Origin of the sequence: Zhongshania aquatica, assembly GCF_027257955.1 — a bacterium.
GTDB lineage: Bacteria > Pseudomonadota > Gammaproteobacteria > Pseudomonadales > Spongiibacteraceae > Spongiibacter > Spongiibacter aquatica.
Genome location: NZ_JANZNQ010000006.1, coordinates 123,272 through 145,779, shown reverse-complemented (window position 1 = coordinate 145,779; position 22,508 = coordinate 123,272). Strand labels below are relative to the sequence as shown.

Genomic DNA, 22,508 nt, shown 5'->3' with positions numbered 1-22,508 from the left:
TATGACAACTTTGTGACAGCTGCATTGAAAATGACGGGACTCACGATTTCTTGACTAGCACCGCGGCTGACCGAGGAAAAACACAGGTAAAAGTGCTGCCCTTATCCGGCACACTGCGAATACGTAATTCCGCGCGATGACGAAGCAATACATGCTTAACAATCGCCAAACCCAAGCCCGTACCGCCAGTATCTAAGGAGCGACTCTGATCCACGCGGTAAAAACGCTCAGTTAACCGAGGAATGTACTGCGGCTCAATACCGATACCGGTATCTTCTACTTCAAAATATGCGTGGTCATCGTCGCGATACCAACGCAGAGTAATCGTGTCATTTTCAGCGGTATATCGGGCCGCATTAATCGCTAAATTAGAAAATGCACTGCGTAATTCATTGGCATTGCCATTTATTGCAATATTATCGTCACAATCGATAACAATGCGCCGCTCTCCCTTTGCTGCAGAACCGCACTCTTCTCTGATCATTTCCATTAATGGCCGCAAGCGAATCACAGTATCATCGCCGGCCTTTGGGACGGCCTCTAAGCGGGACAGCAACATGAGATCCTGAATAAGCAAATGCATACGACGGGATTGCTGCAGCATTTGACTCACTGCACGATCCCACCGCGGATTTTCACCGCCATGCTCCGAGAAGGTTTCTAAATAGCCATTGATGACCGTCAAAGGAGTACGCAACTCGTGGGAAACATTCGCCACAAAGTCTTTACGCATTTTTTCGAGCCGATGAGTTCTTGTCACGTCCCGAGCAAAAAGTAGACGGTTACCTTGACCAAAAAAGCTTAGGCTAATGCTCAGGCTCAGGGTGCTATTCACCGGTGACGGCATCTCCAAAGGTGCTTGATAATGCTCGGCGTCAAAATAACGGAGAAATGCTGGGCTACGAATCAAATTAACCAGCTGGCGCCCCTTGTCGTCGGATTCACGCAAACCTAACAAATCGTGCGCGGAGGCGTTACACCACTCGATATTACCCTGCTGATCTAGCATCACCACGGCATCTGACATAGAGGCAAATGACGAGTGAAGATAGTCGATCATTGCCTGTAATTTGTTCGTATTCTGCGTACCATCACGCTGCATGTCATAGATGACATCAAAAACTTGGCCCCACATACCTGTTGCCTCTGGAGGCTCTTTATCTACGTCGTTGTAAAGCCAGTCAGACAGGTGCTGAAGATTGCGCAACAACCAAGCACAGGTGAGTAGCGAAGCAATAAATAAAGGCCAAATTCCTAATTCAAAAACTGCGCAGGCGCCCGCCACAACCGTAATCGGCAGACTGACACGCAATAATTCCGTTTTCCAGTTGTAGTAGCGCATTAATCATTTTGCGCTAGGCGCAGACACCTGTCGTAGAAAAGCGGTAGCCAGTACCGCGCACGGTTTGAATGAGAAGTCCGCAGTCACGCTGGTCGGTTTGCAATGCCTTGCGCAGACGACGGATATGAACATCTACCGTGCGCTCTTCAACATAGACATTACTGCCCCAAACTTGATCAAGTAACTGACCGCGGCTATAGGCTCGCTCTTGGTGGGTCATAAAGAATTTGAGTAATTTAAACTCCGTCGGCCCCATATCTAAAGGTTGAGTATCGACAAATACGCGGTGGCTAGCCGGGTCTAATTTTAATCCCCCGACTTCTATCGACGCCTCCTGTTCACGCGTTGTAGAACGGCGCATGATGGCTTTAATACGCGCCATTAACTCACGGGATGAGAATGGTTTTGTGATGTAGTCGTCCGCACCCACATCTAAGCCCTGCACTCGATTATCTTCGTCGTCTTTTGCGGTGAGCATAATCACTAACAAGTCGCGGGTGAGATCGTCTCTTCTCAGCCTACGCAGCAACTCTAAACCACTAGTGACGGGCATCATCCAATCCAGCAAAACGAGATCTGGTCGCTGATCGACGATAATACCGTGAGCGTCCTGTGCATTGCTTGCCTCTAGACACTCGTAGCCGGCTAGTTCAAGACCGACACGGATCATTTCCCGTATTGCGGCCTCATCGTCGACAATCAGTATTGTACTCGCAGTCATCCCTCTACCCTTTTTTAACAATATATGTAAGCAGCATTAAAACGACATTTGGTGACAATTTTATGACAGAAGCCATTTTCTAGCTTAATCGAAAACAACAGTCTTGTTGCCGAGCACGAGAACACGGTCCTCTAAATGGTTCCTAAGTGCCCGCGCCAGAACCGCTTTTTCAACATCTTTACCCAGGCGAACGAGATCGTCTTTGCTATGGCGATGTGACACACGAATGACATCTTGTTCAATGATCGGCCCCTCATCTAGCTGCTCAGTCACATAATGGCAGGTGGCGCCAATCAGTTTTACTCCCCGATCAAATGCTTTCTGGTAGGGATTTGCACCAATGAATGAGGGCAAAAAGCTATGATGAATATTAATCATGCGACCGGTGTATGCACGACAAAACTCGGGTTGAATAATCTGCATATAGCGCGCTAACACCACGCAATCTGCCCCGTACTCTCCTGTTAACGCCATAATACGTGCGTGTGATGGCGCTTTATTGTCTGGATCGATGGCAACATATTCAAAGGGAATCCCGTGCCACTCCACCATGCTACGCAGGTTCTCATGGTTTGAAATAACACAAGGAATGTCACAATCGAGTTCACCACTATGCCAGCGATGCAAAATATCGGCGATACAGTGCGAGGCGTGACTCGCCAGAATAACTACTTTACGCTTCACCGACGAATCCACTAGTTCCCAGTGCATACCGTATTCTTTGGCAATCGGTGCAAAGGCAGCTCGGCAGGCTTCAGGCCCCATACTCAGGGAATCTGCACGAATTTCGTTACGCATAAAAAACCAGTTATTGTCCGCGTCGGCATGGTAATTAGCCTCGGTCAGCCAGCCGCCCTGATCTGCCACAAATTGGCTGACACGGGCAACAATACCAACCCGGTCAGGGCAACTGATGACTAAACGATATGTATGATCCATGAAAACTCTTCAACCCTTTATTTCAGTTTTCTTAAATAGCAATAAGGGCCTTATCCCTTATTCAATATTCCGCGCAAAGCCTGTGGTAAATCTGCTGGCAAAACGACGGTTTTTGCATTCCCGGACGTCGACAGTTTCACCAGTGCATCGGCGTATTTTTCACCTAATAAATACAACACCGGCAATTCGTCGTTTCCGACGGCTTCAGATACCAAGGTAATCGCGGCACCGCTGGCTTTTGCCAAAACGACTTGCGCCTGTGCATCGCGACGAGACGCCTCAAGACGGCCATCGGCTTCTAATATCGCCGCCTGCTTCTCACCTTCCGCCTTAGTTACCGCAGCGCGACGTTGACGTTCCGCCGCAGCCTGTTCTTCCATCGCGTGTTGCATGGTCATCGACGGATTTATGTCTTGAATTTCTACTGTTTTAAGGGTGATGCCCCAATCAGCAATATCGTCTGAAATAGCGGCTTTCAATTTCGCTTTTATCTGATCACGTGACGACAGCGCCGAGTCCAAGGCCATTTCACCAACAATCGAACGAAGCGCTGTTTGCACCAAGTTTTGAATCGCAAAGGTATAGTCCTCCACTCCGTATACTGCCTTTTCAGGGGACACAATATTTATATACGCCACGGCATTAGCAATAATGACCGCGTTATCCTCGGTGATAACTTCCTGAGACGGAATATCAAGCACGATATCTTTGGTGGTAAGTTTGTAAGCCACTGCATCGATGTAAGGAATAATAAAATTCAAACCGGGATTAAGCGTAACGTGATATTTTCCCAAGCGCTGAACAATGTGTTTATACCCTTGAGGAACAGTACGCACCCCTTTAGCGATCGTCACAACAACTAAAATTGCCAACGCCACTGCTACTGCTAAGCCATCCATCGCACTTCTCCTTAAATTAACTACTGTCTAGATAAACGCATTTATGCCGGAGTCTGACCGATTGCGAGTTTTACAATAAGCGAATTGCCGGAGACATCTTCGACTACAACACGATCGCCAACTGAAACAGGGTCTCGACATATAAACAGCCACTCGTCGCTACCTAACATAGGAATCGAAAATCGCAAGGTGCCATGACCAAATTCTGAGCCTAGTTTAATAACCATCGCCTCCTGCCCTACTACCTGCTCACGAGACATTCCGGACAGTGTTTTGTTTTTCATTTTGGGGTGTACAAACTTAAACCACACCGCCAAATCAATCACCGACATTAGCAACCAAATCAGTATTTGAACGCTAAATGACATCTCTATTGCGGCCAAAATTAGCCCGACCGCAATGCCACTGGCACCAAACCAGATCATCACAAAACTGGGTATAAAAATTTCACTTGCCACCAGCAACATACCGAAAACCATCCAGTGCCAGTATGCAATATTGGTGTTTAACCACTCCATTTTGCGCCCCTTTACAAAATGCCAACCAACTAGTCGACTATTTACTAATTATTCCTTTAAATATTCAAGCACTTACTGCTCAATTTTATATTTTAAGGTGAGTTCGAACAGACCAGCAACAAGCCACATTATCACGTATAATGCCTCCTCATTCAGAATTCTGCGTCAGCACCATGTCATCAGTTATGCAAACACCCAAAGTAATTTTTAGTCATCGCCAATATTGGGCCGAATGTTTCGGCACCGCGACCTACCTGCCAACATCTCGAGCCGAGATGGAAGCTTTAGGCTGGGACAGTTGCGATATTATTATTGTGACCGGCGATGCCTATGTCGATCATCCCAGTTTTGGCATGGCAGTCATCGGCCGAGTTCTTGAAGCACAGGGCTTTAGGGTGGGTATTATATCGCAGCCTGACTGGCAGTCGGCTGAGCCCTTCAAGCAGCTAGGCCAGCCCAATCTGTTCTTTGGCGTTGCTTCCGGCAATATGGATTCTATGATCAACCGCTATACAGCGGATCGTCGCCTGCGTCATGACGATGCTTATTCACCAAACAACGAGGGCGGAAAACGTCCGGATCGAGCCGTCATTGTCTATTCGCAACGCTGTCGCGAAGCCTATAAAGACACACCGATTATTATTGGCTCGATAGAAGCCAGTCTTCGCCGCATAGCGCATTACGATTACTGGAGCGACAAAGTTCGTCGTTCTGTTCTGCTAGATTCCCGAGCTGATTTGCTGCTTTACGGGAATGCGGAGCGCGCCATTATCGATGTTGCCCATCGGCTCGGCCGTGGCGATGCTATCGACACTATTACCGATTTGCGCGGCACCGCCTATGTAATCCGAGAAATTCCAGCCGGCTGGACGGTCATTGATTCGGCAAGCGTCGATCAACTCGGCAAAGTCGACCCTATCACCAGCCCCTATGTCGATACCAGTGCGACAGAAAGCTGCAAGAAAAACGATGAAGAAGCTGTTGCGAAAACGGTAGAAGACATTCAAACCGTTCGCATAATAGACCCTTTGCAGGCACGCAAAGCTGGAACTGACGCCGCAAAAACCGTTATTCGTTTACCCGATTACGACGTCGTGAAAGACGACCCAGTAAACTATGCCCATGCAGCGCGAGTTCTTCACTTAGAAACTAACCCAGGTAATGCGCGCGCGTTGGTTCAGCGTCACGGTGATCAAGAAGTGTGGCTGAACCCACCACCAATTCCACTAACCACCGAAGAGTTAGACTGGGTATTTGAGCTGCCTTATCAGCGCAAACCACATCCAGTTTACGGTAAGGCAAAAATACCTGCCTACGACATGATACGTTTCTCGGTAAATATCATGCGAGGCTGTTTTGGTGGCTGTAGTTTTTGCTCAATTACAGAACATGAAGGCCGCATAATTCAAAGCCGCTCGCACGAGTCAATCGTGAAAGAGGTAGAAAAAATCCGTGATAAAACCCCAGAATTTACCGGGGTAATTTCAGACCTTGGCGGCCCCACCGCCAATATGTGGCGCCTGAATTGTAAGAGTACTGAAATTGAACAGCGCTGCCGCAGATTGTCCTGCGTGTACCCCGGTATTTGTAAAAGTCTAAACACCGACCAAACACCACTAATCGATTTGTACCGAGACGTTCGCTCATTAGATGGCGTCAAAAAAGTACTTATCGCATCTGGGCTACGTTACGATCTAGCAATAGAAACCCCAGAATACGTAAAGGAGCTTGTGACTCACCATGTTGGGGGCTATTTAAAAATAGCGCCTGAGCATTCCGAGGACGGGCCGCTGTCAAAAATGATGAAGCCCGGCATGGGCAGCTATGACAAGTTCAAAGCCATGTTCGACAAATATTCAAAACTGGCAGGAAAAGAGCAATATTTGATCCCCTACTTTATCGCGGCGCATCCAGGCACCAGCGACAAAGACATGATGAATCTCGCCATGTGGCTGAAAAACAATGGCTTCCGTGCCGATCAGGTTCAGGCGTTTTATCCATCCCCCATGGCGAACGCGACGGCCATGTATTATTCCGGCAAAAACCCGCTCAAAAAAGTATCTCGTACCAGCGAGGACGTGGTGAGTGCAAAAGGATTAAAACAGCGACGCCTGCACAAGGCCTATTTACGCTACCATGACCCCGAGGGTTGGCCGTCAATAAGAGAATCACTACTCAGCATGGGACGCAAAGATCTTATCGGTTACGGCAAAAAGCACTTAGTGCCGCCGCGCCAGCCAGCAAACTGGACGCCCAAAAACGGAAAAGGTCGCCGAATACTAACTCAGCACACGGGATTGCCGCCCCGCAAAACGAAATAAAAAATTCATTATTTTAGGTGCAAAAGTCTTCCTATTGTGCTTTTGAGTATGTATATAATGGATTTGCTGGCTACGGATGCAGCTTGGTTTTATGTATATAGCACCACGAAGTCGATTTTAGTACCTCGTTCTGTTTCATAAGTCCCTGCCTATCTCAGCTCAAGCACCAAAAAAGGCAACCACGTAACGAGGTACACAACATGTCCAGAAGCACTGGAAAAGTAAAATGGTTTAACGAAACTAAAGGCTTTGGTTTTATTGAGCAAGACTCCGGCCCAGATGTTTTTGTTCACTTTAGCGCCATTGGCGGTTCAGGCTTTAAAACACTGGCAGAAGGTCAAGCAGTTGAGTTTGACGTAACTACCGGTCAAAAAGGCCCACAGGCAGCTAATGTAACTGTCCTTTGAACGCTTAGCGGCGGTCGCAACGGCCGCCGCTTAATTTATACTCCTCTCTGCAAATCTAATCAGTTACTCACACCATAAAATCCAAGTACCCACTCAAGCTTTGAAATCTCAGTAGAGCTATTTATTTATGCTCGATATACCAGCAGTAGTGTATTGGCTTACCGCCGCGTGAAAAATCCTCGTCTAAAGACCACCGAGTTTTGTCTTCAATTTTATATTTCTCAGCCACGTTTTCATCAAGAACAAAATCGCGCTTATTCGTCGAAAATATCAAAACGCCATCGGGCGCCAAACAACGCATAGCATCTGCAATCAAATCAGGATGATCTTTTTGAGTATCCAAAACATCATCCATACGTTTTGAATTTGAGAATGTCGGCGGGTCCAACAAAATAAGATCGTATTGATCTTCGCAGTCTTTTAACCATTTTCTACAGTCGGCATGCTCCGTTCTATGTCGAGATTCACTTAACCCATTTAAAGATAGATTACGCCGAGCCCACTGCAAATACGTACGAGACATGTCTACTGAGGTGGTAAAACGTGCGCCGCCAATGCCAGCCTGCACTGACGCAACCCCGGTATAGCTAAACAAGTTTAGAAACCGTTTACCCCGCGCCCGCTCGGCAATATCTAAACGCACAGGCCGATGGTCTAAAAACAAACCAGTATCGAGATAGTCGAAAAGATTAACTAATAACTTTGCCTGCCCTTCGCTTACTTCCATAAAAGAATTGCGTGGTGCCTGGCGCTGGTACTGATCTTTTCCGCGCTGACGTCGACGCTCTTTGATTGCAATATTTCCCGCTGACACTGAAAAAACCTGGCTGACCGCTTCAATAACTTCGCGCAGCCGCCGCTCGGCGTCTTCTTCTGAAATCGTAATGGGCGCCATGTATTCAGCAATATGTACCGAGCTACCATAGCAATCGACAGCTACTGAATACTCCGGCATATCGGCGTCGTATACACGGTAGCATTCAATCGCGTTTTTATTTTTCCATTTACTCAATCGCTTTATATTTTTACGAAGTCGATTGGCAAACATCTGCCCGCCCGCAGTGAGAGGCGCATCGGATACAGGCTTATTGTCTTTTTGGGGCGCGTGATCACGCTCGACCACAAAAGCGTCTGGCGTAATATTAAAAAGCAATAATTTTGCTGGAATGGTGCCATTTAATAACTGATATTGTTTATTGCTTCGCAAACCCATGCGCTTACCGAGATCGGGGTTACCGGTAAATATGGCACCCTGCCAACCAAGAAAATGTTCTTTCATTGCTTGGCCTAGGTGGCGATACAAATGCAATAATTCTGCCTGCTCACCTAAACGTTCACCGTAGGGTGGATTAGTAATTAATAAACCCTCAGGTAATGCCTTGTGAGTCGGCATAGACAGTTGCGCCAATTCACGTCGCGACACTTTTACAAATTTTTCTAAGCCCGCATTAGCGATATTTTCTTCTGCCTGTGCAACGACTTTGCCATTGGCGTCGTAGCCGCGAATTTCTGGCCACTCACGCATTAACGACTTCGCGCGCCGGGTTCTTGCTTCGTCGAGAAGATGCTCCCATGTTTTTGGCTCGTGACCGCACCAACCTGTAAATCCCCAACGAGTGCGAAGTAAACCGGGTGCTATATGCATCGCCATCATCGCCGCCTCAATAAGCAGCGTACCGGAACCACACATGGGATCAATTAACCCTCCGCCACGACTTGCCATACCAGGCCAGTCCGCGCGCAATAACAAAACCGCGGCAAGATTTTCTTTAAGTGGCGCCATTGCACCACTGCTGCGGTAGGCGCGGCGATGCAGGCTTTCACCGGACAAATCCACTGCAATGGTTATATAGCCTTTGCGCAGACGCACATTTATGCGCACATCGGGATTGTCTTTATCAACACTCGGACGCTGTGCGCCCTTCGCCATAAAATAATCAACGATCGCATCCTTGCTTTTCAAAGCGCCAAAATGGGTGTTGCGAATATCATCAGACTGACCATTAAAGTCTACGGTAATGCGACTGGTGGCCGCCAAATGCTCGCTCCATTCAACCGCCAACATACCTTGATACAAAGCATCCGCATTCTCTCCTCTAAACTCAGAAAGAACGAGTAAGACCCTATTTGCTAACCTCGACCATAAGCATATGCGGTAAGCAGTGGCGATATTGGCAACAAAACTGATTGATCCAACACTCTCACGACCGACTTCCGCGCCCAGGCTAGCAATTTCTGATGCCAATAATTGCTCCAAGCCCTTTGGACAGGTAGCAATAAATGAATTGGTTTGACTCATAAAACCTCTACTGAGCACTAGTGAAATGTATATTTAATAAACTAAACAACGACTTAACTACTTATACACCTAGCGAATAAGGGATCCCCTACTTAGAAGTAATAGGTCTTCGACTAAGTGTATGAAAATTTGATTACATAAAGATCCTGTCGCGATACGACGAATCGCGATGGTGACAGAAAATCGGTTGTTGCGCGACCAAGCGATACCGTAGCGACATGTTGACTAAATACGTGGAGGCAGATGCCCTATGAGAAGACAGAAACGCGACATGACAGAAAGAGCATATCAACGTGGTTATCAAGCCGGCATTTCCGGTAGACAAAAAGACAATTGTCCCCATAATCAAGAGCAACTTAAACAGGAGTGGATGTCAGGCTGGCGAGAGGGACGCACCGATCACTGGGATGGTATAGATACCGCCACTGCTCTTCAAAAACAGGCGTTTCACTAAGTAAATACCAAACATCAACACCAACAACAAAAGGCCTAACAGGCCTTTTGTCATTTCTGCCTAACGCGTTCTACGTCCGCGACCACCCGGAGGCGCCGCAGTCACTGGCACAGGTAAATCCGCCATCGCGTAAACGTCGGCAATATCTTTGTCGTCCAATTCTGTCCACTGCCCCACCTTCACCTTCGAAGGAATAAAAACTGAGCCGTAGCGCACGCGCTTTAAGCGGTTAACCTGCAAATCTTGCGATTCCCACAAACGTCGCACCTCTCGGTTACGCCCTTCCATAATAACGACGTAATACCAATGATTAATGCCTTCGCCACCACCATCGACAATATCGGTAAAGCGCGCAACACCATCTTCTAATTGCACACCTTCTTTTAGGCGCTTTAGGGTATCTTCATTGGCTCCACCCATAACGCGACAGAGATACTCACGCTCGATTGTGGTTGACGGATGCATCAACTTATTTGCCAGATCGCCATCTGTGGTGAACAACAACAAACCTGTAGTATTAAAATCTAAACGCCCCACTGAAATCCAACGCTCACCTTGCAAACGGGGTAAACGATCAAATACCGAGCGACGACCCTCTGGGTCTTTACGGCTACAAATCTCACCCTCTGGCTTGTTGTAGAGCAAAATACGCGGCCTTGCGGCGGCAGTTTCTAGGCGCAACGGCTTACCATCTACCTGAATCTTGACCGCACTCGTTACACGATCACCGAGGGTCGCAACTCTGCCATCAACAAGAACACGTCCTTCGCTGATAACTTTTTCCATTTCTCTGCGCGAACCCAAGCCAGCACGAGCCAGTACTTTTTGTAATTTTTCATCTGTTTGTATCATTAAAAGTTTGTCTCGGGTGGGTATTCTTGATCGTAGACTTGATCAGGCAGAATGCCATTATCAGGCTCGGCATCGGCATCGGCATCGGCATCGACATCGGCATCGGCATCGGCATCGGCATCGGCATCGGCATCGGCATCGGCAGGATTAGTATCGGTGCCAGCCGACTCAGCGACAAACTCTCCGGTGTGCAATTCAAGTTCGCCGTTAAGCGTATCAAGATCTGTAATTTCTGCCAGACTTGGCAGCTCATCTAAATTGCGCAAATTAAAATAATCTAAAAATTTGCGCGTCGTCGCGTACATCGCCGGACGACCAGGCACATCTTTATGGCCAACAACCCGAACCCATTCGCGCTCTAACATGGTCTTAATAATTTGCGAGCTCACCGCAACACCGCGAATATCTTCAATATCGCCACGGGTAATGGGCTGGCGGTAGGCTATAAGCGCCAAGGTCTCTAGCATGGCCCGCGAATAGCGTTGAGGCTTTTCTTCCCATAAACGGCCGACCCATGGCGCTAAGTCTTCACAAACCTGCAAACGGTAGCCACTGGCAACAACTTTCAACTCAAAGCCTCGGCCTTCGCAATCTTGACCGATGGCATTAAGCGCATCTTGAATATCACCCGTTGTCGGACGATCTTCTGCGTCAAACAACTCGGCAATATGTTGCAGCGACAAAGGTCGGCCGACAGCCATTAAGGTCGCTTCGATAATACGCTTTAACTGCTGTGAATCCGGCATCATATAACTTTCGCTTTTACGTGAATTGGCGCGAAGGCCTCTGATTGAACAATTTCCACCAATGACTCTTTAATTAATTCCATGATCGCTAAAAAGGTAACAACAACGCCTAAACGCCCCTCCTCAGCTTTGAACAAGGTAACAAAAGGAACAAAACTATCTGAGCGCAACACGGCCAGCACCTGCGACATACGCTCACGCGTAGATAGCTTTTCACGTTGAATCTGATGGCTTTCAAATAGATCGGCTCGACGCAGCACCTCGCCAAGAACAAGCAGTAGCTCTCTTAAATCTACATCGGGTTCGGCGCGCAGCTTAGACATTGGCGGCGGTTCGATAACCACCGCATAATTGTCACGGCCCATTCGCGGCAGCTGGTCGATATTTTCAGCCGCTTGTTTGAAGCGCTCATATTCTTGTAGGCGCCGAATCAATTGGGCGCGGGGATCTTCTTCATCATCAAGTACATCGGCTGAGCGCGGCAGCAACATACGTGACTTAATTTCTGCAAGCATTGCGGCCATAAGCAGATATTCCGACGCCAACTCGAACTGCATCGCGCTCATCATATTCACGTACTGCATGTACTGCTCAGTGATCTGGGCGACGTTTATTTCCAGAATATCGAGATTTTGGCGCTTTATAAGGTACAAAAGTAGATCAAGCGGCCCCTCGAATGCCTCAAGAAAGACTTCTAGGGCTTCCGGCGGGATGTATAAATCTTTAGGTATTTCAGTGACTGGCCTGCCCTGCACCACGGCAAAGGGCATTTCGCCCTGCTGAGGTTGCTGCCGAATTGCTTTGAGACTGACGATATCAATCGCTTCCAATACGCCTTCTGGCACTGGCTCTAAGCGGCCCGCCGTTATTTCAGACGCAGCGTTTTGCCGCTCTTCTGGCGGAGCTGCTCCTAATTGCTTTACGGCGGGCTTTTCTGAGGATTCTTCTTGCACTGTTACTGAGATCTCACGATATCATTTACCAAGGGCGCGATTATACGTTGATCTTGGCGCAGGTCACAGCGAATCCTCAAATTGACTGACATCACCTAGGCCACGGCGAATTACGACGGGGACATCGTCCACCAAATCAATCACTGTCGTTGCTTCCATTCCGCAATACCCACCATCGATAACGAGGTCGACCAAATTACCAATGGTGTCGCGGATATCGTAGGGATCTGTCATTGGCAGATCCTCTCCCGGCAGAATGAGCGTAACACTCATAAGTGGCTCACCCAGCTCCGCCATTAAATCTAAACATATTTGATTTGCGGGCACACGCAACCCAATACTCTTTCGCTTTGGATGCAAAAGACGCTTGGGCACTTCAGGCGTCGCACGCAGTATAAACGTGTAGGGACCGGGGATATGCGCCTTTAGCAGTCGAAACGCACTGTTATCTACCTTGGCATAAGTACCAAGTTCAGATAGATCACTACACATCAATGTGAAGTTATGTTTGTCGTCAAGCCGGCGTATTGCCCGCACACGCTCCATTGCCGTTTTATCGCCCAAATGGCAGCCCAAGGCGTACGCCGAGTCCGTAGGATACGCTACCACACCGCCGCCACGAATAATGTCCGCAGCTTGCTTTATCAAACGAGCTTGCGGATTTTCTGGATGTATTTGAAAAAACTGACTCAATGCCATATCCCCAATGGGTTTATACAAATAATTAAGCGGGCAACCATCGCGCCCATACCGGCTTACAAGGTGCAATAATAGCCGCATCGCAACCCAATTCTAACCAACTAGTAGGCTGATGAAAGTCACTACCAGCAGAGGCTTCAAAATCGTAGTCGTTACACAGCTGTCGTAAGTAGTTTAAATCCGACGGTGAAGGACGACCGTTACACACCTCAAGCCCTTCACCGCCGGCCTCTTTAAACTCAGCCAACATTCGCCGCAATTTCGCATTGGTCAGTTTGTAATGCAGCGGGTGGGCCAAGACTGCCACACCGCCCGCAGCCCTTATCCACCCAACGATGGCTTCTAATGAAGGCCACATCGCTTTGACATCACCGACTTTTCCGGCGCCCAAATACTTATCAAAGGCTGTCGCCATAGTGTCGACATAACCCTGAGCAACCATAAACCGCGCAAAATCCGGACGACCTATTGCACGCCCACTCGCTAGTTCAGAGGCACCCTCGTATGTACCTTCAAATCCCAACTTTGTTAATTTACTGGCAATAATCTTTGCGCGCTCGCCACGAGCTTCTCGCTGATCAGCTAACTCCTTTCGCAAGGCCTCGCTGCTTACGTCAATCCCGAGACCGAGCACGTGGATATTCACACCTGACCAGGTGCAAGATAGCTCAATACCGGCAACAATCTGCAAGCCTTCGCTGTTCAAGCGAACGATATCATCATAGCCATCAATGGTATCGTGGTCGGTCACCGCGAGTAATTGAACACCGCGCTCCTTTGCCCTAAGAATCAATTCTTCAGGACTCAGTCCACCGTCCGAGGCAGTGGTATGGGTATGCAAATCGACTATCATGCCAATTCCTCTCCTAGACTAGTGGTGAAAAAGTAAAATGGGTATAGTGGGCGGATTACCGTCTTCCAAAATAACCGACAGGAAACACCATGCCGGAGCAGGCAAATTCTCCCCAACGACACAGCGTTGTTGTTAATCTATTATTCAATATCATCATACCCACCCTGATACTAACCAAACTCAGTGGCGATGAGTATCTGGGGCCCCGCTATAGTATCGTGATTGCCCTCGCCTTCCCATTAGCTTTTGGCATTTATGATTTTGTAAAAACCCAACGCGCCAATGCCTTTGCCATTCTGGGTTTTATCAGCGTACTGTTAACCGGCGGTATCAGCCTACTGGAGCTAGACGCCGAGTATATCGCGATAAAAGAAGCCAGTATTCCGGCCATTATCGGCATCGCAACTCTAGTATCTCTGTATACACCTTATCCATTGATCAAAACCTTCCTCTTCAATGACCAAGTAATCTACACGGACAAAATAAGCGACGCGCTAGCTCAACGCGGTAATGCCTCCCTATTCGATGCCGCACTCCGCAACGCCACGTACTTAGTCGCTTTCTCGTTTTTCATGTCATCCGCACTTAACTATATTCTTGCCAAGGTGCTACTGGTCAGCCCACCGGGGAGCGCGGAATATAGCGCGGAACTAGGTAAAATGACGGGGTTAAGCTTTCCAGTAATCGCCCTACCTTGCACTTTAGTCATGGTCGGCGCGCTATTTTACTTGGTAAAACAAATAGAAAAATTAACCGCACTTAGCTTTGAAGACATATTCAGAATAAATTAGGAAACATTATGCTTTACGCCATAATTAGTGAAGACGTTGCCGATAGCCTTAGTAAGCGACTGGGCGCTCGTGCTGCACACATCGCTCGTTTACAAGAACTCAAAAATCAAGGGCGTTTAGTCTTAGCCGGACCACACCCAGCAATCGACAGTGAAGATCCCGGTGAAGCAGGATTCACCGGCAGCTTAATCGTTGCCGAATTCCCCTCTCTGGAAGATGCGCAATCATGGGCAGACACAGACCCCTACATTGACGCAGGTGTATACGGCAAAGTTACCGTTAAACCCTACAAAAAAGTGCTGCCGTAGCAAGCGGAATTGAACTACTCTTGTAAGTGCTTTATCCTTGCTTGTTAATTATTTAGCGCAGCTTATTAACGTGGAAAATACAGTGAAGAAATCTATTATATTTGGCGTTTCAGCACTCTTACTTAGCCTCGCAAGCGCATCCATCGCCGAAACCCGTTTCATCAGCGATAAAATTTATGTACCACTCCGTGTCGGTGATGGATCTAAATATCGAATTATTCACCGCGGCCTACCCAGCGGCGAAAAGCTAGATCTCATCAGCAGTAACGAAGACAGCGGCTATTCAAAAGTAAGAACTGACAAAGGCATAGAAGGATGGCTGCCCAGTCATTACCTAGTTTCTACACCTGCCGCAAGAAGCCAGCTGGCTGAAAATAAAAAACAGATCGAAGAATTAGCCACCGCAAATAAAGATTTACGCGCACAGCTTGAGAACACTACGCAAAACAGCAAAGAAACCAATAGTATCGTCGACGAACTCAAGTCAGAAAATAAATCACTGGTCGATGAGCTTGAGGAAATCAAACGAATCTCTGCAAATAGCATTAAGCTAGACGACGACAACCGTCGCCTACTTGAGTCTAATCAAATGTTAAGCAGCGAAGTTGACGTATTGAAAACTGATAACGCTCGCCTGCGCGAAAACAAAGAAAATGAATTCTTTTTAAATGGCGCTTTTGCTGTACTGATCGGCGTCTTTATCGCACTCTTCGTGCCGAGAATGATGCCTAAACGTCGCTCGGACTGGGGTTGATCATGCGACTGATTCCAGCGCTGCTACTCGTTATATCTGGCCTTTTCTCTACCTTTGCGATGGCTGAGGAACCGGCAGCCAATCCAATTGTAGTTCTAACTACCTCAAAGGGTGACATCACAATTGAGCTATTGCCTGCCAAAGCGCCAGTGACGGTTGAAAACTTTTTAGGATATGTAAAAAGCGGTTTTTACAACGGCACTATTTTCCACCGCGTTATACGCCGCTTTGCAGTGCAGGGCGGCGGCTTTACTGCTGACATGGTCGAAAAGCCCAACGGCGAACCCATTATTAACGAATCAAAAACCAGCAAACTCAGCAATGACCGCTGGACAGTTGCAATGGCTCGTACAGACGATCCAAATAGCGCCCGCTCACAGTTTTTTATCAATATGCGCATGAACCTAGACCTAGATTCTCGTATGGGACGCGATGGTTATGCCGTATTCGGTAAAGTTATTGACGGCCAAAACATAGTTCGCGATATTGCCATCAGCAAAACTCATTCCGTCGGTCACATGGACGACGTGCCAGTAGAACCGATACTGATTATTAGCACTACACTGAAGTAAGCGACAATATTGCGCCTAGGCGCGAGGGGTCATTTTGACTGCGCTAAGTATCAACCTAAATAAAATTGCATTAATTCGCAATTCTCGTGATACCGAATACCCAAGCGTGGCTCTACATGCAGCGAGATGCATTGCAGCAGGCGCTCACGGCATCACGGTTCACCCTAGGCCTGATCAGCGACACATTAGAGCAGACGACTGCTATGAATTAGCAGGCATGCTTGACGTAGAATTCAATATTGAAGGCAACCCATTTGCGCCGGCAACGAAAAGCGATAGACGCGGCGTAAGCGACTATCCGGGGTTTATGGAGATAGTCCGCGTAACAAAACCGGCGCAGTGCACGCTGGTTCCTGATACCGACAGCCAACTTACCTCAGACCATGGTTTTGACTTACGTAAAGACGGCGACCGAATTGCCCCCATAATTGACGAACTCAAACGCTTAGGTGTGCGAGTAAGTTTATTTATGGACCCCGATGAAGCGCAAATACGGCTAGCCAAACAGGTCGGCGCTGACCGAATAGAGCTTTACACCGGCCCCTACGCCGAAAACTTTGGCTCAGTTCATCAAGATGCGGTTTTAAATCAGTTCATAGCCGCGAGTAATACAGCCGCTGAAGAAAACCTCGGACTAAACGCCGGGCACGATCTCAATCTTCATAATCTATTCTTATTTAAAAATAGTGTTCAAAACTTGCTGGAAGTGTCTATTGGTCACGCATTCACGGTAGACGCCATAGAGCTAGGCTTGGACAATTGCGTAAAATCCTATCTTAACTGCCTGCGCTAAATATTAAAAAAAGCTGACCGCCGTCGACAATGCCAGAAATGCAAAACGGCGACATTAATTTCCTGCTTATAAGAGAGTAAAAACACCACGCTCAAATAATTAACTAGAACACCTTTTTAAGCACAATGTAAAAGTCAGCTTCCAGCTTTTCCAGCTCATCCTATGAGCCAAACCCATCGTCCATGACCAATGTTGCCACCACAGCGTCAACGCTACACCCCAGACCAATTTCGCAGCAATACGGCCACCGACGTCCGTGAGACTTCTCTCATCATCCAGGATGCCGCTCCCATTCTCAAAGCGCGCAGTTCCGTATTGGCTCTTCATCATTAACGGCGGACACCGGCATTCATTAAAATGATTTTGCGACGATCCATTTCATGGAGAATACCGATGCCTCACGCAGAAAGAATTATAGGCATACTTGGCCTTTAGATTGACCGTGTAATACGTAGGAAAGAAATCAAGGTCTGGGCAAAGGCTGCGCGCAGACCGCCCTGCAAGCACTGTATGCGGCCAAGCAAGGATTAATCCGGTTTGTGTTGCTCAAGACCCTGACGCGTAAGAAAGCCAGTATCAAGTTGCCGGTGTGTATGAGATTGCTTGATGAGTTAGCTGAGAGCCCGCCCACTACGAGCGCTAGTGAACACATTGCGCTAATGGTTGAAGCCCATCTTGGGTGGGACGGTGTGATTAACAGGGTTTAATAAGTGCCAAGCCCCGTTGATTGGGTAGAGCTGGAGTAATTTTATCTTGGCGTTGAGGTTGAAAAAATGAATGGGGTGGCCGACGGGGCTCGAACCCGCGACAACAGGAATCACAATCCTGGACTCTACCAACTGAGCTACGGCCACCATTGGAAATACTGTCCTGTAAATGGCGCGCCCGACAGGATTCGAACCTGTGACCGACGGCTTAGAAGGCCGTTGCTCTATCCAGCTGAGCTACGGGCGCAAAACCGACCGAACTGAGTTACGAAAAATGGTCGGGGTAGAGAGATTCGAACTCCCGACATCCTGCTCCCAAAGCAGGCGCGCTACCAGACTGCGCTATACCCCGTTTTTCGTTTCCCGTGTGCCCCGCTACAGGAGCTGCGCATGATACGCAGACCTTTTTGCCTCGTCAACGATTTTGAGAAAATTTATTCGTTTGATTTGTTGGCCAGCGGTTTAAGCCCATGAGACAATAACACTCTAATTTAAATCATCTTTTTTTGCGAGACCTATCTGAATGACGGCTTTGATTTTAGACGGCAAAACACTGGCGGCAAGCTGGGAAGAACAACTAAGCAGCCGCGTAACGGCATTAAAAAGCCGCTCAAACGGCCGCACCCCCATTCTCGCGACAATACTCGTCGGTGACGACCCCGCCTCTGCCACTTACGTGAAAATGAAAGGCAATGCCTGTCGACGCGTGGGCATGGATTCAATGGCAGTAGAAATGCCCGGCACGACGACAACAGAGCAGCTACTAGCCAAAATAGATGAATTAAATAATAACGAAAATGTTCACGGCATTCTTTTGCAACACCCGGTGCCAGAACAAATTGACGAGCGCGCCTGCTTTGACGCCATAGCGCTGCACAAGGACGTAGACGGCGTAACCTGCCTAGGCTTTGGCCGCATGGCAATGGGCGAAACAGCTTATGGCTGCGCCACTCCAAAGGGCATCATGCGCATCCTAGAGCACTATAAGATCGATATAGAGGGCAAGCATGCGGTCGTAGTGGGTCGAAGTGCCATACTAGGCAAACCAATGGCAATGATGTTGCTCGAAGCAAATGCCACAGTCACTATTTGCCATTCACGCACAAAAAACCTTCCTGACTTAGTAAAACAAGCGGACATTCTCGTCGGCGCAGTCGGCAAACCCGAATTCATAAAAGCAGACTGGATAAAAGACGGCGCTGTGGTTGTAGACGCCGGCTACCATCCTGGTGGTGTTGGTGACATTGAACTCGCTCCACTAGTCGATCGCGTCAGCGCCTACACACCGGTTCCCGGTGGCGTCGGCCCTATGACAATCAATACCCTTATATTCCAAAGCGTGGACTCCGGCGAAAAAGCCATCGCCTAACACGGACTGCAATCATGGCTAGGGTTAACAAACCACCTAAGAAAATAGGACCCGCGCAGAAGTTCGCGCGGGTTCTGCTGAGCGGCATTCTGCAAATTTTTTTCTGGGTAATGAATACCCTGCGCTTTAAAGGCCAGCTAGATATAGAACACCCTTGTGTTATGGCGGTATATCACGACGAACTCCTCCCCATCGTCCACAGATATAAAAACCAGAATATCGCAGCGATTGCCTCGCAAAATCATTTCGGCTATTCAATCGCAATGGTTATGGAACGCTATACCTATGAAGTCGCACTAGGCTCGCCCAGCCGGGGCGGCAAAGACGCTTTTGTGCAATTACTTAAAGCGGCGAGAAAGGGAAAAACCGTCGCTTTTGCCGTCGATGGCTCACGCGGGCCGCGTCATGAAATGAAAGCTGGCGCGATCGTGCTGGCGATGAGAGCAAAGGTGCCGCTCTACCTCATTCGTGCGGAGTACCAAGGCTGGAGAATCGAATCGACCTGGGATAAATCTAAATTCCCAAAACCCTTCGGCCATGTGACCTTGCACAGCGAGCGTTTTCCACTGGAAGACTTTGAAGGCCAAGACACAGATCAAATTGTTAGTGCTGCCGAAGTGCGATTAGCAGCACTTTTACCAGACGATTATCAGGCCAAATGAAATATGTCATCAACACCCTAAGAGCCCTGCCACTTCTAGGCTACGCGGTCTTCATCGGGTATGCATCAACACTGCCATCAGCAGAAATGCCAGACCTTAATGTGTGGGACAAACTTCAACACTTTGGCGCCTACTTATTGTTTGTATTATTGGCATATCCGCTAACGCTTCAGCCTCGCAATTTACACCTGATCGTCATTGCAATTTGTGCTTATGGCGGCGCATTAGAACTAGCCCAAGTCTTCTCACCCGGTCGCTATGCCTCGTTTTTAGATTTCATTGCCAATAGTTTGGGGGCACTTTCCGGTTTATTACTTTTAAAAATTTTTCTATCAACTAACAAACCAAGACCTATTCAGGATTCACTGGGACGATAAAGTAGTAAGGCCGCAGCAAGACTTGCAAGTCTGCGTCGCTCAATAAGCGGCAATGTGTTGCCAACCCATACCCCGCCTTCGTTAACTACTTGAATTGCAGCAACTTGAACGCCGTCACGGTAAATCAGGTATCCAGCAATCTCGCCGATAGCCCATGCAGCTCCTTCTAGCTCGACGCTGCTAAGTACCTCGTATACCGGCAATGCCTTATTTTCAGAGTACAAATAGCCGCGTAAAAGTTCGCCTTTAGAGGACATCAGCAGCTTCCAGCTAAGGGTTTCACCCCATTCTAGTATCGAGCATTCTAGAAACGAGTCAGCATCAACGATCCATCGAGCATCGCCGCCAAGCACACCTCGAAGATTCACATGATCAGTATCATCGCCATTTTTGCAGTCAAGCTGGGCGACATTGTCTTCGCCATCGGAGAACGAAAAGCGATATGCACCGGCTTGGCGAACACGTTCAAATCCGCCAATCGCCAGTGTGTCAGTGGTATCCCAATCTCGATCCACTTTTCCAGATACAAACGTGCCGAATCCAAGCCGCTGATTGAGTAGCCAGCCCTGCCTGCCCGTCACCGGAAAATAATCTGCAGAAGCTAAAAAGCGACTATCCAACAAAAGATTAGCTGTTGTACACGCAGCTAATAGCACGACCGCCGACATCAGAAATATTACTTTCTTCACCGCAACGACCCCACAGAATTTTAAGCAGAACTATGAAAGATAATCCCATGCAACAGAAACGCCGCTATTCACGTCGCCAAGTAGTACCCTCGCGACTGTCTTCCAAAATGACACCTTGGGCCTTAAGTGAGTCACGAATTTCATCAGCGCGTGCAAATTGGCGATCTTTTTTGGCTTGAACGCGCTCCGCGATCAACGCTTCAATATCCGCGGCCGCTAATTGATCACCGCTACCGGCTTGTAAAAAGGCATCGGCAGACAATTGTAAAATACCTAGCAACGCCGCCAACGATTTAAGCGTTATTGCTAAATGAGCGACACGTGCATTATCTGCGGCCTCTTTCGCACTATTTAATTCGCGCACCATGTCGTAGAGCACGGCCAAGGCAACAGGCGCATTGAAGTCGTCAGCCATCGCAGCATCAAAACGTTGAACAAATTCATCACTCAGGTCCAACTCTGCGTACGGTAATGCCGCAGCGACATCTAAACCTTTGAATGAATGGTAGAAGCGTTCTAAATTTTGCTTGGCGATAAGCAAATTATCTTCCGAATAATTGATAGCACTGCGATAGTGACTTGAAATGAGAAAATAACGCACTACCTCTGGGTGATAGCGGTCGAGAATTTCCCGAATAGTAAAAAAATTGCCCAAAGATTTAGACATTTTTTCGTTATCGACCCTAACCGCACCCGCATGCATCCATGTTTGTGCGTAACGCTGCCCAGTCGCCGCTTCCGACTGGGCAATCTCATTTTCATGATGAGGGAAAACCAAATCTGGCCCGCCACCATGAATATCGAAGGTATTGCCTAGGCAGCAGGTAGACATCGCAGAACACTCTATATGCCAACCTGGGCGACCGTTACCCCATGGCGAAGGCCAACTTACGCTATCGTCTTTAACAGCCTTCCAGAGCGCGAAATCGCGGGGATCATCTTTTGCTTCGTCAACAGCGATACGCGCACCCGAAAGCAATTCATCTGGATTCTTACCAGACAGCTTGCCGTAGTCGGCAAATGACGTAACTCGATAATACACATCACCATTTGAGGCTGTGTAAGCAAATCCCTTTTCAATCAGACGCGAGATCATGTCTAAAATATCTGCTATATGCGCGGTGGCCCTCGGCTCTTGATCTGGAGGCATAATATCTAAGCGCGCCGCATCTTCATGCATTGCCTTAATAAAGCGCTCAGTTAACGCTTCAAAGGGTTCATTATTTTCATCAGCACGCCGTAAAATTTTGTCGTCAATGTCGGTGATATTGCGCACGTAATTGACGTCAAAGCCCTTGGCTCGTAAGTAGCGCGTGATCACGTCAAAAGCCACCAACACCCGCGCATGACCAAGATGACAGAAGTCATATACCGTCATACCGCAAACATACATGTTAATCTTGCCGTCTTGTAGCGGAACCAGTGGCTGCTTACTGCGGCTAAGGGTGTTGTAAATTTGAATCGTCATAAAGATCGCTTAAAG

Annotated in this window: 24 protein-coding genes, 3 tRNA genes and 1 pseudogene; 12 read left to right on the top strand and 16 right to left on the bottom strand. The window is 48.1% G+C overall.

Annotation, left to right across the window (positions count from 1 at the left end):
* Positions 1-40 precede the first annotated feature (40 nt).
* From phoR to O9X78_RS08160, 5 genes are all read right to left on the bottom strand, one after another.
* Entirely contained in the window at positions 41-1,342 is a 1,302-nt protein-coding gene (gene phoR / locus O9X78_RS08180; protein ID WP_269619145.1) for a phosphate regulon sensor histidine kinase PhoR, read from the bottom strand.
* 13 nt (positions 1,343-1,355) lie between these two features.
* Positions 1,356-2,063 carry a phosphate regulon transcriptional regulator PhoB gene (gene phoB / locus O9X78_RS08175; protein ID WP_269619144.1) on the bottom strand — a complete coding sequence of 236 codons (708 nt, stop codon included), beginning with the start codon at positions 2,061-2,063 and terminating at the stop codon, positions 1,356-1,358.
* Positions 2,064-2,147: 84 nt separating this feature from the next.
* Complete coding sequence (gene purU, locus O9X78_RS08170) at positions 2,148-3,002, bottom strand: formyltetrahydrofolate deformylase (RefSeq protein WP_269619143.1); 855 nt, start codon at positions 3,000-3,002, stop codon at positions 2,148-2,150.
* Positions 3,003-3,052: 50 nt separating this feature from the next.
* A complete protein-coding gene (locus tag O9X78_RS08165; protein ID WP_269619142.1) occupies positions 3,053-3,901 on the bottom strand; it encodes an SPFH domain-containing protein in 849 nt (282 codons plus the stop codon).
* Between the two features lie 41 nt (positions 3,902-3,942).
* Positions 3,943-4,419: an NfeD family protein gene (locus tag O9X78_RS08160; RefSeq protein ID WP_269619141.1), complete on the bottom strand. Its 477-nt coding sequence runs from the start codon at positions 4,417-4,419 to the stop codon at positions 3,943-3,945.
* Between the two features lie 173 nt (positions 4,420-4,592).
* Between O9X78_RS08160 and O9X78_RS08155 the strand changes: the two genes are divergently transcribed.
* Entirely contained in the window at positions 4,593-6,740 is a 2,148-nt protein-coding gene (locus O9X78_RS08155) for a YgiQ family radical SAM protein (RefSeq protein WP_269619140.1), read from the top strand.
* Positions 6,741-6,940: 200 nt separating this feature from the next.
* Entirely contained in the window at positions 6,941-7,147 is a 207-nt protein-coding gene (locus O9X78_RS08150) for a cold-shock protein (RefSeq protein WP_103684599.1), read from the top strand.
* A 121-nt stretch (positions 7,148-7,268) separates the two neighbouring features.
* Here O9X78_RS08150 and rlmKL read toward each other — a convergent pair whose 3' ends face one another.
* Positions 7,269-9,446, bottom strand: coding sequence for a bifunctional 23S rRNA (guanine(2069)-N(7))-methyltransferase RlmK/23S rRNA (guanine(2445)-N(2))-methyltransferase RlmL (gene rlmKL, locus O9X78_RS08145; protein WP_269619139.1), 2,178 nt, complete (start codon positions 9,444-9,446; stop codon positions 7,269-7,271).
* Between the two features lie 250 nt (positions 9,447-9,696).
* Between rlmKL and rmf the strand changes: the two genes are divergently transcribed.
* A complete protein-coding gene (rmf, locus tag O9X78_RS08140; protein WP_159268486.1) occupies positions 9,697-9,900 on the top strand; it encodes a ribosome modulation factor in 204 nt (67 codons plus the stop codon).
* Between the two features lie 60 nt (positions 9,901-9,960).
* On the opposite strand, the gene rluB is transcribed toward rmf, so the two are convergent.
* The 5 genes from rluB to O9X78_RS08115 form a co-directional block, all read right to left on the bottom strand.
* On the bottom strand, positions 9,961-10,752 hold the full coding sequence (gene rluB / locus O9X78_RS08135) for a 23S rRNA pseudouridine(2605) synthase RluB (protein ID WP_269619138.1): 792 nt from the start codon (positions 10,750-10,752) through the stop codon (positions 9,961-9,963).
* Positions 10,752-11,501: an SMC-Scp complex subunit ScpB gene (scpB, locus tag O9X78_RS08130; protein ID WP_332108518.1), complete on the bottom strand. Its 750-nt coding sequence runs from the start codon at positions 11,499-11,501 to the stop codon at positions 10,752-10,754. The genes rluB and scpB overlap by 1 nt, the downstream gene beginning before the upstream one ends.
* Entirely contained in the window at positions 11,498-12,343 is an 846-nt protein-coding gene (locus O9X78_RS08125) for a segregation and condensation protein A (RefSeq protein WP_435056051.1), read from the bottom strand. The genes scpB and O9X78_RS08125 overlap by 4 nt, the downstream gene beginning before the upstream one ends.
* A gap of 171 nt (positions 12,344-12,514) precedes the next feature.
* On the bottom strand, positions 12,515-13,144 hold the full coding sequence (locus O9X78_RS08120; RefSeq protein ID WP_269619137.1) for an L-threonylcarbamoyladenylate synthase: 630 nt from the start codon (positions 13,142-13,144) through the stop codon (positions 12,515-12,517).
* A 31-nt stretch (positions 13,145-13,175) separates the two neighbouring features.
* On the bottom strand, positions 13,176-14,003 hold the full coding sequence (locus O9X78_RS08115) for a PHP domain-containing protein (protein ID WP_269619136.1): 828 nt from the start codon (positions 14,001-14,003) through the stop codon (positions 13,176-13,178).
* Between the two features lie 89 nt (positions 14,004-14,092).
* Here O9X78_RS08115 and O9X78_RS08110 point away from each other — a divergent pair, with 89 nt between their 5' ends.
* The 6 genes and pseudogenes from O9X78_RS08110 to O9X78_RS21020 all read left to right on the top strand — a co-directional run.
* Positions 14,093-14,794, top strand: coding sequence for a VC0807 family protein (locus O9X78_RS08110; RefSeq protein ID WP_269619135.1), 702 nt, complete (start codon positions 14,093-14,095; stop codon positions 14,792-14,794).
* A gap of 8 nt (positions 14,795-14,802) precedes the next feature.
* The gene (locus O9X78_RS08105; protein WP_269619134.1) at positions 14,803-15,102 is read left to right on the top strand and encodes a YciI family protein; all 300 of its coding nucleotides are present in this window, start codon (positions 14,803-14,805) and stop codon (positions 15,100-15,102) included.
* An 82-nt stretch (positions 15,103-15,184) separates the two neighbouring features.
* Positions 15,185-15,856 carry a TIGR04211 family SH3 domain-containing protein gene (locus O9X78_RS08100; protein WP_269619133.1) on the top strand — a complete coding sequence of 224 codons (672 nt, stop codon included), beginning with the start codon at positions 15,185-15,187 and terminating at the stop codon, positions 15,854-15,856.
* 2 nt (positions 15,857-15,858) lie between these two features.
* Entirely contained in the window at positions 15,859-16,428 is a 570-nt protein-coding gene (locus O9X78_RS08095; protein WP_269619132.1) for a peptidylprolyl isomerase, read from the top strand.
* Between the two features lie 34 nt (positions 16,429-16,462).
* Positions 16,463-17,221, top strand: coding sequence for a pyridoxine 5'-phosphate synthase (locus tag O9X78_RS08090; RefSeq protein ID WP_269619131.1), 759 nt, complete (start codon positions 16,463-16,465; stop codon positions 17,219-17,221).
* Between the two features lie 497 nt (positions 17,222-17,718).
* Positions 17,719-17,841: pseudogene (locus O9X78_RS21020) on the top strand (ISL3 family transposase); the annotation flags it as partial.
* 158 nt (positions 17,842-17,999) lie between these two features.
* Here the strand turns inward: O9X78_RS21020 and O9X78_RS08085 are convergent.
* The 3 genes from O9X78_RS08085 to O9X78_RS08075 all read right to left on the bottom strand — a co-directional run bounded on the left by O9X78_RS08085 (position 18,000) and on the right by O9X78_RS08075 (position 18,280).
* Positions 18,000-18,075, bottom strand: a tRNA-His gene (locus O9X78_RS08085).
* A 23-nt stretch (positions 18,076-18,098) separates the two neighbouring features.
* A tRNA-Arg gene (locus O9X78_RS08080) sits at positions 18,099-18,175 on the bottom strand.
* Between the two features lie 28 nt (positions 18,176-18,203).
* Positions 18,204-18,280, bottom strand: a tRNA-Pro gene (locus O9X78_RS08075).
* A 171-nt stretch (positions 18,281-18,451) separates the two neighbouring features.
* Here O9X78_RS08075 and folD point away from each other — a divergent pair.
* Genes folD through O9X78_RS08060 form a run of 3 tightly spaced genes read left to right on the top strand, consistent with a single transcriptional unit; the run spans position 18,452 to position 20,336 of the window.
* Positions 18,452-19,297 carry a bifunctional methylenetetrahydrofolate dehydrogenase/methenyltetrahydrofolate cyclohydrolase FolD gene (folD, locus tag O9X78_RS08070; RefSeq protein ID WP_269619130.1) on the top strand — a complete coding sequence of 282 codons (846 nt, stop codon included), beginning with the start codon at positions 18,452-18,454 and terminating at the stop codon, positions 19,295-19,297.
* 14 nt (positions 19,298-19,311) lie between these two features.
* Positions 19,312-19,959: a lysophospholipid acyltransferase family protein gene (locus tag O9X78_RS08065; RefSeq protein WP_269619129.1), complete on the top strand. Its 648-nt coding sequence runs from the start codon at positions 19,312-19,314 to the stop codon at positions 19,957-19,959.
* A complete protein-coding gene (locus O9X78_RS08060) occupies positions 19,956-20,336 on the top strand; it encodes a VanZ family protein (RefSeq protein WP_269619128.1) in 381 nt (126 codons plus the stop codon). Before O9X78_RS08065 ends, O9X78_RS08060 begins: the two co-directional genes overlap by 4 nt.
* On the opposite strand, the gene O9X78_RS08055 is transcribed toward O9X78_RS08060, so the two are convergent.
* Both O9X78_RS08055 and cysS read right to left on the bottom strand, forming a co-directional pair.
* Positions 20,315-21,025, bottom strand: a complete 711-nt coding sequence (locus O9X78_RS08055) for a hypothetical protein (RefSeq protein ID WP_269619127.1) — start codon at positions 21,023-21,025, stop codon at positions 20,315-20,317. The two genes, O9X78_RS08060 and O9X78_RS08055, sit on opposite strands and share 22 nt — an antisense overlap.
* A gap of 64 nt (positions 21,026-21,089) precedes the next feature.
* Complete coding sequence (gene cysS / locus O9X78_RS08050; RefSeq protein ID WP_269619126.1) at positions 21,090-22,493, bottom strand: cysteine--tRNA ligase; 1,404 nt, start codon at positions 22,491-22,493, stop codon at positions 21,090-21,092.
* Positions 22,494-22,508: the final 15 nt, after the last annotated feature.